The sequence below is a fragment of the Thalassospira sp. MIT121401 genome (genome assembly GCF_047125595.1).
Classification (GTDB): Bacteria; Pseudomonadota; Alphaproteobacteria; order Rhodospirillales; family Thalassospiraceae; genus Thalassospira; species Thalassospira povalilytica.
Window position 1 is genome coordinate 1073332 of record NZ_CP138926.1, and the last position, 13201, is coordinate 1086532.

General features: G+C 55.8%; 14 protein-coding genes. 10 read left to right on the top strand and 4 right to left on the bottom strand.

What is annotated here, in order from left to right; all coding sequences use genetic code 11:
* Positions 1-19 precede the first annotated feature (19 nt).
* Positions 20-1255: a phenylacetate--CoA ligase family protein gene (locus SIB88_RS04775; RefSeq protein ID WP_114112876.1), complete on the top strand. Its 1236-nt coding sequence runs from the start codon at positions 20-22 to the stop codon at positions 1253-1255.
* Positions 1256-1329: 74 nt separating this feature from the next.
* Here SIB88_RS04775 and SIB88_RS04780 read toward each other — a convergent pair whose 3' ends face one another.
* A complete protein-coding gene (locus SIB88_RS04780) occupies positions 1330-2595 on the bottom strand; it encodes a permease (RefSeq protein ID WP_101245460.1) in 1266 nt (421 codons plus the stop codon).
* A gap of 132 nt (positions 2596-2727) precedes the next feature.
* Between SIB88_RS04780 and SIB88_RS04785 the strand changes: the two genes are divergently transcribed.
* From SIB88_RS04785 to SIB88_RS04820, 8 genes are all read left to right on the top strand, one after another.
* Positions 2728-3936, top strand: a complete 1209-nt coding sequence (locus SIB88_RS04785; RefSeq protein ID WP_412557473.1) for an MFS transporter — start codon at positions 2728-2730, stop codon at positions 3934-3936.
* Between the two features lie 181 nt (positions 3937-4117).
* Positions 4118-6982, top strand: a complete 2865-nt coding sequence (locus SIB88_RS04790; protein ID WP_114112878.1) for a monovalent cation/H+ antiporter subunit A — start codon at positions 4118-4120, stop codon at positions 6980-6982.
* Position 6983: 1 nt separating this feature from the next.
* Entirely contained in the window at positions 6984-7340 is a 357-nt protein-coding gene (locus tag SIB88_RS04795; RefSeq protein WP_101245462.1) for a Na+/H+ antiporter subunit C, read from the top strand.
* Positions 7340-8872 carry a monovalent cation/H+ antiporter subunit D gene (locus SIB88_RS04800; protein WP_412557474.1) on the top strand — a complete coding sequence of 511 codons (1533 nt, stop codon included), beginning with the start codon at positions 7340-7342 and terminating at the stop codon, positions 8870-8872. Before SIB88_RS04795 ends, SIB88_RS04800 begins: the two co-directional genes overlap by 1 nt.
* Before the next feature lie 21 nt (positions 8873-8893).
* Positions 8894-9385, top strand: coding sequence for a Na+/H+ antiporter subunit E (locus SIB88_RS04805; RefSeq protein ID WP_412557475.1), 492 nt, complete (start codon positions 8894-8896; stop codon positions 9383-9385).
* Complete coding sequence (locus tag SIB88_RS04810) at positions 9382-9651, top strand: K+/H+ antiporter subunit F (RefSeq protein ID WP_101245465.1); 270 nt, start codon at positions 9382-9384, stop codon at positions 9649-9651. The genes SIB88_RS04805 and SIB88_RS04810 overlap by 4 nt, the downstream gene beginning before the upstream one ends.
* A gap of 12 nt (positions 9652-9663) precedes the next feature.
* Positions 9664-10068: a Na+/H+ antiporter subunit G gene (locus SIB88_RS04815; protein WP_101245466.1), complete on the top strand. Its 405-nt coding sequence runs from the start codon at positions 9664-9666 to the stop codon at positions 10066-10068.
* Positions 10069-10232: 164 nt separating this feature from the next.
* Positions 10233-10856 (top strand): ribonuclease HII, encoded by a 624-nt coding sequence (locus SIB88_RS04820; RefSeq protein ID WP_114112879.1) that lies wholly within the window; start codon positions 10233-10235, stop codon positions 10854-10856.
* Between the two features lie 38 nt (positions 10857-10894).
* Here SIB88_RS04820 and SIB88_RS04825 read toward each other — a convergent pair whose 3' ends face one another.
* Both SIB88_RS04825 and arfB read right to left on the bottom strand, forming a co-directional pair.
* A complete protein-coding gene (locus SIB88_RS04825) occupies positions 10895-11677 on the bottom strand; it encodes an acyl-[acyl-carrier-protein] thioesterase (RefSeq protein WP_412557476.1) in 783 nt (260 codons plus the stop codon).
* Between the two features lie 101 nt (positions 11678-11778).
* The gene (arfB, locus tag SIB88_RS04830) at positions 11779-12195 is read right to left on the bottom strand and encodes an alternative ribosome rescue aminoacyl-tRNA hydrolase ArfB (RefSeq protein WP_101245469.1); all 417 of its coding nucleotides are present in this window, start codon (positions 12193-12195) and stop codon (positions 11779-11781) included.
* Between the two features lie 146 nt (positions 12196-12341).
* Here arfB and SIB88_RS04835 point away from each other — a divergent pair, with 146 nt between their 5' ends.
* The gene (locus tag SIB88_RS04835) at positions 12342-12758 is read left to right on the top strand and encodes a YbaN family protein (RefSeq protein WP_114112881.1); all 417 of its coding nucleotides are present in this window, start codon (positions 12342-12344) and stop codon (positions 12756-12758) included.
* Between the two features lie 31 nt (positions 12759-12789).
* Here SIB88_RS04835 and SIB88_RS04840 read toward each other — a convergent pair whose 3' ends face one another.
* Positions 12790-13173 carry a MerR family transcriptional regulator gene (locus SIB88_RS04840; RefSeq protein ID WP_101245471.1) on the bottom strand — a complete coding sequence of 128 codons (384 nt, stop codon included), beginning with the start codon at positions 13171-13173 and terminating at the stop codon, positions 12790-12792.
* Positions 13174-13201: the final 28 nt, after the last annotated feature.

Genomic DNA, 13201 nt, shown 5'->3' on the forward strand with positions numbered 1-13201 from the left:
TTGAAGAAAGACGGGCAGGATGCTGACGACATATTACGACGCACGTGAAACGCGCAATCCCGCAGACCGCGAGGCCGGTCTGATGGCGGCACTGCCGCGCATCCTTCATCATGCAAAGGAAAAGTCGGCCGGCTATGGCCGCATTCTTGCCGATATCGACCCGCGAACAATTACCTCGCGTGATGCACTGGCAACCTTGCCGGTAACCCGCAAATCCGATCTGATCGATGCCCAGGCCCGGGAACTTCCCCTTGCCGGATTGAATGCAACGCCGGTTCCGGCGATGGCACGCATGTTCCAAAGCCCCGGCCCGATCTATGATCCGCAGGGAAAAGGCGATGACTGGTGGCGCATGGGGCGTGCGTTCTTTGCGGCCGGTTTCCGTCCGGGCGATATCGTGCATAACTGCCTGTCCTATCACCTGACACCGGGTGGGTTCATTTTCGACAGCGGGGCGCGTGCCTGTGGCTGTGTGGTCGTACCGGCCGGCGTCGGGCAAAGCGAAGCCCAGGTCAAGGCGATCAGTGATCTCAAACCGGCTGGCTATAGCGGCACGCCTTCTTTCCTGAAAATCCTGATGGAAAAGGCCGATGAACTCGGCGCCGATATTTCATCGATCAAGCGTGCCCTTGTTTCGGGCGAAGCATTGCCGCCTTCGTTGCGCGACTGGTTTGCGGAACGCGGGATTGCGATGCTGCAATGTTATGCCAGTGCCGACCTTGGCCTGATTGCCTATGAAAGTGACGCCAAGGACGGCATGATCATTGCCGAGGACATTATTCTTGAAATCGTGCGCCCGGGCACCGGGGAACCGGTTGCAGATGGCGAAGTCGGCGAAGTCGTGGTCACGACCCTGAATATGGACTATCCGCTGATCCGGTTTGCCACGGGTGATCTGTCGGCCATTGCGGTTGGGCAAAGCCCGTGCGGGCGCACCAATGACCGGATCAAGGGATGGATGGGCCGTGCCGATCAGACCACCAAGGTCAAGGGCATGTTTGTTCATCCAAGTCAGGTTGCCGAAATCGTCAAGCGCCACGACGCCATCACGAAGGCGCGTCTGGTAGTAACCCGTGAAAATGACAATGATGTCATGACCCTTCTGTGCGAAGGCGACGAGGCATCAGCAGATCTGGACGCGATTGGTGAAACCATGGCCGGTGTTTGCAAGCTGCGCGGCGTGGTTGCCTTTAACCCGTCCGGAACATTGCCAAATGACGGCAAGGTCATTGATGACCGGCGCGATCACGGATAATCGCGCCGATAGTGCCAAATTTTATTCCCGCTCGGGATAACTTGCGCCGTCCGGTCTGACCGGGCGGTGTTTTTTTAGGACACCGCTGTTCCGATCTGCACCACAAGTCCACCTGCCAATATCAGGAAGATCACACCGATCAGGGCATTTTTCGGGGTCAGTATCGATGTCTTGCTGCCGTGATGATCATGTCCGTGGTCATGTCCGTGATCATGATCGTGGTTGTGACCATGCCCGCCGGAACCGGCTTTTTGTGCCAGTGCGCGCAACCGGATCAAAACGGCTACCAGTACAAATGCCGCAATATTCAGGAACAATGTGTAATTGACGCCAAATGCACTGATTTCGGCAATGTCCCGGCTGCTTTCGGGGACCTGGTCAAGTGCCGCAAAGGCATAATGCAGAAGCAACGCCGTTGCGACGATACTGACATACATCACACCCGCAATATAAAGCGCGGTTTTCCAGCCATAATAGCGTGCATTCACTTTCACCAGCGGCGGGACCATCAAATCGGAATAGATAAAGCCCATAATACCGGCAAAACTGACGCCGCCTGCACTCAGCACGGTGGCAAGCGGGATATTGCCCATGGACCCGATAAAGGTCGCAGCGGCAACAAACGGGGCAATCAATGCGTTTTCCAACACCCGCAGGAATGGCAGATCGGCACCGCTTGCGCCATCATCGGCAAGAAACAGCGTCTGCCACACATGGTCTGGCACAAACACCGCAATAAATCCGGCAACGGTAAAACCGATCAGGATTTCACGCCAAACCATCTGCCATTCCATGACGAAACGGTTGCCGACCTGTTGCCATCCCTCGATCGATGCAATGCGTTTTTTCCAGTCGAAATCGTCATCCTCATGACCGGTCGCATCATCTGCATGATCGCGGGCCTTGTCAATCAGTTTGGTCGGATATGTCAGACGGATCAGGATGGCCGAAATCACGATCATGATGATGCCACCGACGATCTCTGCGACCAGAAACTGCCATCCGAGAAACAGAAAGATCAGAACGCCCAGTTCAATGACCAGATTGGTCGATGCAAACATGAAAGCGACGGTTGCGATGAAATGCGCGCCTTTCTGAAAAAGCGATCTCGCAGCGGACAGCGCGGCAAAAGAACAGGAACTTGAAAGCGCGCCAAACATCCCGGCCAGTGAAATGCTTTTGGCACCGCCATCGCCCATATGGTCAACCAGTCGGCGTTTGGGCACAAAGACCTGGATTGCAGCACTGATGGCATAGCCAAGAACGAAAGCCCAAAGCGCATTCCAGAAAAAACCAAGGGCCGTTACAACGCCATTTGCATATTGATCAAGAATGTTCATTTCTGCCGTCCGCTCGGAATTGGAAATTCATCGGGATAAACATCTAACGGTCAGAATTTCAAAGAGTTCCAAGATAGGTTTTTGTCCGCATCTGTGTATGATGTGCAAAACATCAAACATGTTGGGGGGACAATGGCGCGCACGGGCAAAGGCTTTGCCGTTACAATGATTACGGTTTGCCAGTTAATGGCACTTGCCCTGTGGTTTTCGGCGACCGCGGTGCTGCCGCAATTGCGCAGCGAATTCGATATCGGCGCGTTGCAGTCTTCGCTGTTTACCAGTTCGGTTCTTCTTGGCTTTGTTCTGGGGACGGTAACCAGTGCGGTTTTCGGATTGGCCGACCGGATCGAACCGCGTCGTTTCTGGGCCGCGTCGGCGATCATTGCCGCAACCGCCAATATCCTGATCCTTGTGGTGCCGATTGATGGTGTGGCGGTGATCTTGCTGCGCCTGATCACCGGCATATGCATGGCGGGCATCTATCCGATCGGCATGAAAATGGTTGCGACCTGGTCGCGTGGCGATACCGGATTTCTGGTCGGGCTTCTGGTTGGGGCTTTGACCATGGGCTCTGCCTTGCCGCATCTGTTTTCGGTGGCGGTTCCCCTTGATTGGCGGTTGGTGATCGTAACGGCAAGTGTGTCGGCCTATCTGGCGGCCTTTGCCGTTTTGTTTGTGCATCTGGGCGGAACACCGGGAAGGTCGCCGCGCTTTGATCCGCGCATGGTCGGTAAAATCTGGTCCAACAAGCCGTTGCGCCATGCCTGTTATGGTTATTTCGGGCATATGTGGGAACTTTACGCCATGTGGGGCTGGATCGGGTTGTTCCTGTACGGGGCCTATTCAGACCGGATGGTCGAAAATCCCGGCATGTGGTCGGCATTATCGACCTTTGCCATCGTCGGGATCGGCGCGTTCGGATCGCTTGCCGGGGGATATTATGCTGACCGGATCGGGCGGACGACCGTTACAATTACCGCCATGGTCATCAGCGGTGCCTGCGCACTGGTTGCCGGTGCCTTCGGGGATGCGCCGTTTGCGGTCCTTCTTCTGATTTGTATTGTCTGGGGTATTTCGGTGGTGGCTGATTCCGCACAGTTTTCATCCTGCGTGATTGAACTGGCCGATCCCCATCAGGTCGGAACAGCCCTGACCCTGCAAAATGCTATCGGTTTTCTGATCGCGCTGGTATCGATCCATCTGGTGCCGGTTGTTGCCGACTGGGCCGGTTGGTGGGGGGCGTTTGCCATGCTGTCGATCGGGCCGGTGGCCGGCACAATTGCCATGATCCGTTTGCGCATGATGCCAGAAGCATCGCTTCTGGCTGGCGGGCGGAAATAACCCGGCAGTTGAAAACGCCAAAATCACGGGTGATCATCTTCACTTGACAGTCAGAAGGTGAAAATCTGCGCCGTTTGGGTTTTCTTGACCATTTTCTGAACAAATATTACCTTCTGCCGGAATTTTCTTGCTGTCTCGCGTTGGGGGCGATGCGGCGATTATCCAAAAATAAGGGTCTTTCATGAGTCTCACCCTCATTGTTTTGCTTCCCTTCATTGGGGCGGTCTTGCCCGCCATAATGATCAGGGCCGGGCGCAATGCATGTGCAACTGCCACCGGTTCTGTCACGCTGCTTGCCCTGATCCTTTTGATGGCAAAGGCCCCAGCGGTCATTGCCGGCGAGGTATTTCAGGTCAGTTATAATTGGCTGCCGGAACTGGGTCTGAATGTGACCTTCTTCCTGGATGGTCTTGGATTGCTGTTTGCGACACTGATCCTTGGCATCGGTTTGCTGATTATCATCTATGCGCGGTTCTATCTGTCAAAGAACGATCCCATGGGGCGCTTCTATGTGTTCCTGCTCCTGTTCCAGGGGGCCATGGTCGGTATCGTTCTTTCCGATAATATTCTGCTGCTTCTGATTTTCTGGGAACTGACATCCCTGTCATCGTTCCTGCTGATCGGGTACTGGAAACATCTGCCGGAAGGCCGTCAGGGCGCGCGCATGGCGCTTGCCGTGACCGGTGCTGGTGGTTTGGCGATGATTGCGGGGATGCTGATCCTTGGCGATATTGTCGGCTCCTATAACCTGACCGATATTCTTGCCAATGCCGATCTGATCCAGGCATCGCCGATGTATGTTCCGGCACTGGTTCTGATCCTTTTGGGCTGTTTCACCAAATCGGCACAGTTCCCGTTCCATTTCTGGCTTCCCCATGCCATGGCCGCACCGACCCCGGTTTCGGCCTATCTGCATTCGGCAACCATGGTCAAGGCCGGTATCTTCCTGATGGCGCGCATGTGGCCGGTTCTGTCCGGCACACCGGAATGGTTCTATATCGTGGCGACCGCCGGTCTGGTCACGATGGTTCTGGGCGCATGGATCGCGATCTTCAAACATGACCTTAAGGGACTTCTGGCCTATTCGACGGTCAGTCACCTTGGTCTGGTGACCATGCTGTTTGGTTTCGGAACGCCGATGGCCGCAGTTGCCGGTGTTTTCCACATCATCAACCATGCGACCTTCAAGGCGGCCCTGTTCATGACCGCGGGTATCGTCGATCATGAAACCGGGACCCGTGATATTCGCCGGTTCGGCGGATTGCTGAACCTGATGCCGATTGCCGGGACCATCGGCATTATCTCGGCGGCATCGATGGCCGGTGTCATTCCGTTCAACGGCTTCCTGTCCAAGGAAATGATGCTGGAAGAGGCATGGCACACGGTCTGGTTTGATCAGAACTGGCTTGTGCCGCTGCTTGCCACGATTGGTGCGATCTTCTCGGTTGCCTATTCCTTCCGGTTTATCTTCCATGTCTGGCTGGGCAAACCGCGTGATGAAAACCTTCCGCATCATCCGCATGACCCGCCGTTCGGCATGTGGGCGCCGCCTGCATTCCTGACCGTTCTTGTGGTTCTGATCGGCCTGTTCCCGGCAACCATTGCCGGTCCGCTGGTGGCGGCGACCTCCGGTGCGGTGATTGGCGGGGAACTGCCGGAATATCATCTGGCACTTTGGCATGGTTTGACCCCGGCACTTGGCATGAGCGCGATTGCCCTGGTTCTGGGGGCGCTTTTGTTGATGCGTCATGCGGGGCTTCTGTCGGCGACCGCAAACTTGTCGCGTCCCGATGCCAAATCCATGTTTGATTGCGCAATGGCCAAGCTGGTGGCGCTCAGCCGTTTTGTCTCGGACAACCTGCATAACGGTTCCTTGCAGCGTTATCTGGCGATCATGGTGGTTTCGGCTGTGGCAATTGGTGTTTCGGGCTTTTATGCAAAACCCGATTACCTGTCGGGTTCGCGTGAACTTCTTGAAGTTTCACCGCCGGCGGCCATTGCCTGGCTGTTGCTGGTCGTGACCTGTATCGCGTCGGTCTTCATGCATCACAACCGGTTGCTGACATTGCTTCTGGTCGGTGTGATCGGCCTGATCGTGTCACTCGGCTTCATCTACCTGTCGGCACCGGACCTTGCCCTGACGCAGATCTCGGTCGAGGTGGTGACGGTCATCCTGATGTTGCTGGCACTCAATATCCTGCCCAAGGAAACGCCAAAGGAAAGCCTGCCGGGCCGCAAGATGCGCGACGGGATTGTTTCCATTGCTGCGGGGCTTGGCATTGGCGGGGCCATCTGGGCGATCATGACACGTGATCTGCCCAACTCGATTTCGGCTTATCATCTGGCCAATTCGAAAACAGAAGGCGGCGGTACGAACGTTGTGAACGTGATCCTCGTCGACTTCCGTGGCTTTGATACCTTTGGCGAGATCATCGTTCTGGGCATCGCGGCACTGTCGATCTTTGCCCTGATTGAAACCGTCACCCAGGGCGAAGCCGCCAAGCGTCTTGCCAACTGGGTTGTCGATAATCGCCGGTCGGCTGATCGCCATCCGATGATGATGGTGGTGGCAACGCGCGTGATGTTGCCGCTGTCGCTGATGGTAGGTGTTTACATCTTCCTGCGTGGCCATAACGAGCCGGGCGGTGGCTTTATCGCCGGTCTGGTCGTTTCGGTTGCGCTGGTCATGCAATATATGGCGTCAGGCTTTGGCTGGACCCAGAACCGCATGAAGGTGAACTATCACGGCATGATCGGTCTGGGCGTGATTGCGGCTGCGATTACCGGTGTATCGGCATGGGTTGCGGGTCTTCCGTTCCTGACCAGCGGTTTCACCCATGTTCATCTGCCGATTGTTGGCGAATTTGAACTGGCATCTGCCATGGGCTTTGACCTTGGCGTGTTCCTGACCGTGGTCGGGGCGGTGATGCTGGCCCTTGCCAAACTGTCACAGGTTGAACGCATGGCCGAACATGTCGATGTGAACCTTGATCCGATGGATCATGATCCGTCTGCATCTGTAGCAACCCCGGAAAAGGAGGCCTGATATGGAGTTTCTTGTAGCAAGCAGTATTGGGCTTCTGACCACGTGCGGCACGTATCTGTTGCTGCGCGGGCGGACTTTCCCGGTGGTGATCGGTCTGGCCTTGCTGTCCTATGCGGTGAACGTGTTCCTGTTCGCGATGGGCCGCCTGACGATCAATATGCCGCCGATCCTGCGTGATGGTGTGACCGAATATACCGATCCCTTGCCCCAGGCACTTGTCCTGACGGCGATTGTGATTTCGTTCGGCATGACCGCCCTGATCGTTGTTCTGTCGATCCGGGCTTATCTTGAAATCGGCAATGACCATGTTGACGGTCGCCCGGTTGGCGAGCCATCCGAAGCAGGAGATAAAAACTGATGGGTGACTGGATTGTTGTTCCCATAGTGCTGCCCGCCGTGATGGCCGCCCTGATTGTTCTGGCGGTCCGTCACGACATTTTGTTGCAGCGCGTATTTTCGATCACGGCGACCGTGGCCCTTGTGGCGGTGACGCTGTCACTGGTGGTTTTTGCCAATGGCAATGACCCGGAAATGTACGCCTTGTCGAACTGGCCGGCACCGTTTGGGATTGTGCTGGTGCTGGATCGCCTGTCAGCGATGATGGTGTTCCTGACATCGCTTCTGGGACTTGGTGTTGTCCTGTTTGCTTCAAGCGAATGGGATCAGCGCGGCAAGCATTTCCATGCCCTGTTCCAGTTCCAGCTGATGGGGGTCAATGGTGCGTTCCTGACCGGTGACGTATTCAACCTGTTCGTGTTCTTCGAAGTTCTGCTGATCGCGTCATACGGCCTGATGCTGCATGGCGCGGGGGCTGAACGGCTGAAGGCCGGCATGCAATATATCGTGATTAACCTGACGGGATCGTCGCTGTTCCTGATCGGGGTTGGCATGATCTATTCCGTGACCGGTACGCTGAACATGGCCGATCTCGCGGTTCAGGTGGCCAATGTCGCGCCGGGTGATGCCGCTCTGTTGCGGGCTGGTGCGCTGGTCTTGCTTCTGGTGTTCTGTGTCAAGGCAGCACTGGTTCCGATCCATTTCTGGCTTCCGGGAACCTATGCCAATGCACCGGCACCGGTTGCTGCCCTGTTTGCCATCATGACCAAGGTCGGTGCCTATTCCGTGCTGCGTGTCTATTCACTGGCCTTTGGCGATGCGGCCGGGGACATGGCCTGGCTTGCACAGCCTTATCTGATGCCGGCAGCTTTGATCACGCTCGTTCTGGGTATGGTCGGTGTGGTCGCGGCCAAACGTCTTAACGGGTTGATCGCCTTTTCGGTGATCGGGTCGATGGGAACGCTGCTGATTGCAATTGCCCTGTTCACACCCGAAAGTATTGCGGCGGGCCTTTATTACCTGTTGCATTCGACCTTCTCGGGCGCGGCCCTGTTCCTGATTGCTGATCTGGTGGTGTCACGTCGCGGCCAGTTTGGCGACAGCCTGCATACCGCACCGACATTCCATCAGTCGGGCTTCCTGGCTGTTCTGTTCTTTGTCGGGGCGATTGCCATGGCCGGTATGCCGCCACTAAGCGGCTTTATCGGTAAACTTCAGATCCTTGATGCGGCGCGTGGAAGCAATGCCATGGTCTGGATCTGGGCGATCATTCTGGTGACGTCACTGCTGTGCATTATCGGCTTTGGCCGGGCGGGCAGTGTCCTGTTCTGGAAAAGTGCGTCGGTCGAAGGTGAAATCACGGTCGAAGGCGCGAAATGGCCGGTTCTGCCGATCATTGCCACGTGCGGCATGCTGGGTGGACTGGTTGCCCTGACGGTCTTTGCCGGTCCGATTACCGATTATCTGCACGGTGTTGCTGCGCAGATTTTTGATACATCGGGCTATATCCAGGCGGTGCTGGGCGAAGGTGCCCTGGCATTGCTGGGCCAGTAAGCGGAAAGGACAAGGAACATAATGATGAAACGTTATCTCCCCCATCCGCTTTTGACACTGGCCTTGCTGGTGGTGTGGGTGTTTCTGGTCAACAAGGTTTCGGCAGGTGCCGTTATCTTCGGTCTCATCCTTGCGGTCATCATTCCGTTGATCACCGCAAGTTTCTGGCCGGCCCGTCCCAAGGTGGGCAATGCCTATGCCATTTGCGAATATGGTCTGGTGGTTTTGTGGGACATTCTGGTGGCAAACGTCATTGTTGCCGGTCTGATCCTGTTTCGCAAAACCGAAAGCCTTGAGTCAAAATGCGTTGTCGTTCCGCTTGATCTGACCTCTCCCGAGGCGATCACGACCCTTGCCGGAACCATCACCATGACGCCGGGCACGGTGACCATCGATCTGAGTGCCGATGCCAAAAGCCTTCTGGTTCATTGCCTGCATGCCCCCGATCCACAGGGCGTGATCGATGACATCAAGAACCGCTACGAACGCCGTCTGAAGGAGATCTTCGAATGATCGAATATGCACTGAATTTCGGCTTTGTCTGTGTGGCGCTTGCGCTTTTGATGAACCTGTATCGCCTGACCGTGGGGCCGACCACGGCCGACCGGGTTCTGGCGGTTGATACGATGGCGATCAATGCGATTGCGCTTCTGGTGCTGTATGGCATCGGAAAATCAACGGCGATGTATTTCGAAGGCGCGTTGCTGTTTGCAATGTTCGGGTTTGTTTCAACGGTGGCCTATTGCAAGTTCGTCTTGCGTGGCGACATCATCGAATAAGGGAGCGATAAGATGCCGTTTGTTGTTGAACTCATCATTTCGCTTCTGATCGTGATTGGCGGGGCTTTCCTGCTGATCGGGTCTTTCGGGATGATCAAACTCAAAGAATTGCTGCCGCGTCTGCACGCACCGACCAAGGCCAGTACTGTCGGGCTTGGCGGTGTGCTGATCGCGTCAATGCTGTTCTTCTGGGTTGAACGTGGCCATTTCACCATTCACGAATTGCTGATTACGCTGTTCATCTTCCTGACAGCACCCATCACCGCAAATCTGATTGCCAAGGCCTACATGCTGCTGAATGTCGATCCGCACAAGGATCTTCCGCCATCCAAGCAGGATGAAGGCTGGGCCACCTTTGACCCGATCGGACCCGAAGGTTACGACCCAAGCGAAGAATACAAGGAAAAGGAAACCTGAAAGGCAGGGGACCTGTAATCAATCAAACGGCACCGGTTATCCGGTGCCGTTTTTTGTTATGCTGGTCCGTGAATTCACCCCAAGGAAGCAGCCCGGACAAACTGCGATATTGTCGGTCACCGGGCAGCTTGCTATGACGGTGGAAAGAGAGAGTGACCAGAAACATGCCGGACTTTACCATCGAAGATCAGTATAGCGGGCGTATTGCCGGGATCGACGAAGTCGGCCGCGGGCCACTTGCCGGTCCGGTGGTGGCGGCTGCGGTCATCTTGCCGCGGGATGCAAGATTGCCCGATATTCTGGTTGCCGAGCTCAATGATTCCAAAAAGCTGTCAGCCAAAAAGCGCGACAAGCTTTTTGGCGTGATCATGGAATGCGCCGAAGTCGGTATCGGGGCGGCATCCGTTCGTGAAATTGACCAGATCAATATTTTGCAGGCAACCTATGTCGCCATGCGCCGCGCGGTCGGACGTTTGGCAGTGGTGCCCGATCAGGCACTGGTGGATGGTAATCGTGATCCCGGCCTGCCATGCCATGTCGAAACCGTGGTCAAGGGCGACAGCAAATCCTTGTCAATTGCCGCAGCATCAATTGTGGCCAAGGTCGTGCGCGACCGCGCCATGGCACGGCTTGCAACGCGCTATCCCTTTTTTGGCTGGGAAGGCAATGCGGGGTACGGGGTGAAAAAACACATGGCCGGGCTTGGCGAAGTTGGCCCAACCCCGCATCACCGCAAAAGCTTCAAACCGGTTGCCGATCTTTTTGATGCCATGATGGACCGGGCGTGAGGCGATCCGGGTGCCGGTTATCGTGATCCTTGTCCGCGCTAAGCCAGTGCCAGAGCATTGCGCTCCACAATATGGGCACGCACAAGGTCCGTGCCGTCTTCTTCGCGACTGACCGCGGCAAAGCCGTTGGCATGGCGCAGCTCGACCCGTTCATGGACGCGGCATTCTGTTCTGAACTGGATATCAAGACTTTCGGGATGGAAATCAGGACGGCTGTTTTGCCCCGAAACCCCCAGCACCCACTGCATCAGGCGCACATTATTGACATGCCCATACAGATCAAGGTCCGATGGCCGTGCCTTGATCGTGTCAATTGCGGGTAGGGGATCGGTGGTAAAGGCCGGGCGCAAGGGCGGTTCAATCAGTTTGGGACCGGGCGGATCAGGCAGGCGTTCTTCAATCCAGTCCGGCCATTGGGCTGCGCGCCGTTCGCGCAGGTCAAACATCACCCAGTAACTTTGCGCAACGCCGATCACATCCCCCTTGCCGTTCGACAGGCGGAAATCGCGGGTCGCAACCCGGCGCGATACACCTGACGGCCAGGTTTCAACCAGGATTTCCTCGCCATTGCCGGGATAGTCGCGGATATGGATCACCATACGCGCCAGAACCCATGCAATGCCCTGATCAACCGTATCGTCATAAGCCAGTTTCAGGATCCGCGCGCCCCAACCGGCGGCATCCTGCATATAGTCGGCAAGGGCCGGCATCATGACTTTGCCGTTCTCACCAATTTCGGAATAGCGCACACGATAGGTGCCTTTCCAACCGCAATTGGTCGGCAGGGGGGCTTTGGCGATGTGATCCCAGTCGATGATCATGTTCTGAACCTGAATGTCATGTCCGTTCGGTTTTAAAAGCCCGTTACAGCCGGTGTAAACAGGATGGAAAGGGCTGTGTGCCTGTGGGCACTAGCTGGGCCTCAGTCGATCGGGCGTTGGCGCATTTTCTTGATATCGCCGCGCTTTTTCTTGGTTTCAACGCGTTTGCGCTTGGCCGAAAGGGACGGGCGGGTTTTGACGCGGTATTTCTTGCGCTCGGCAGCCTTGCGCAACAGGGCCAGCAATCTTTCAATGGCGTCCTGCTTGTTGCGTTCCTGGGTTCGATGTCGCTGGGCGTCAAAAATGATTTCCCCGTCATTGGTCAGCTTGCTTCCGGCCAGTTCACGCAATCGGTCGCGCACCCGTTGAGGCAGTTCGGTCAGATCATCAATGCGCACCCGCATCTGGACCGCACTGGACACCTTGTTGACATTCTGCCCGCCGGGACCGGATGCACGGACGAACTGAAAATGCAGATGGCGTTCATCCAGATAAAGGCCATTTTCAATTTCAAGCATGGTCAACCGTTCGGAATCATAAGGTGTCAAAGAGGGTAAAAATAACTGAGTGTAATGGTCGGCTATTTGTTGAATTTCGCAATCGCAGCGCCTAAATTACCTGTCCTAGCCTGTCAGGGGTGGAACGGACTGTAAACAGGAAATCTATGGTGCGTATAGCGCATATCTATCTTGCCCTTGGATGGCTTTCGGTTGGTCTTGGCGTGATCGGAATCTTTTTGCCGCTTTTGCCGACCACACCCTTCATGTTGCTGGCGGCCTGGCTGTTTGCCAAGGGATCGCCGCGTCTGCATGACTGGATTTGTAATCACCCACGTTTTGGTACGTCCATCCGTCAATGGAATGAACATGGCGTGATCAACCGTCGCGCCAAACTTCTTGCCATGCTGGCCTTTCTGGTGGTGATTACCGCATCCCTGATCTTTATCGAAAACCGCTGGATCGTGATGATCCAGTTGCTGGTCGCCTTGCCGGTCAGTTGTTTTATCCTGTCTCGGCCATCCGATGTCAGCCTGTCAAAGGCGTCGGCATCCCCGTCAGGTTCGGCCGGACCCGGACAGTAAAAGTAATTGGCGATAACCGGGACGGGGCGGATTATCCGGCCTTTTTGCGACCAAGTTCTTCCTGACAGGTTTCTTCCAGCTTATCGAGCTCGTCCAGTGTGGCATCAATGTCTTCGCGTTGCTTGCGCAAGGTTTCGCGACGTTCATTGATCTTGTCGACAAGGGTGGTCAGCTGAGTGATTTCGCTGCGATCACCGTCATACAGATCAAGCAGATCACGGATTTCCTTAAGCGAAAAGCCAAGCCGCTTGCCGCGCATGATCAGGCGCAACCGCACGCGATCACGTTGGCTATAGATGCGCGTCTGGCCATGGCGTTCGGGGGAAATCAGTTCCTGATCTTCGTAAAACCGGATGGTTCGGGTGGTGACTTCGAACTCGCGGGCAAGATCGGTGATGGAGTAACTGTCGGTCATGGTAGCTCAATCATCTTTACGCTTACGT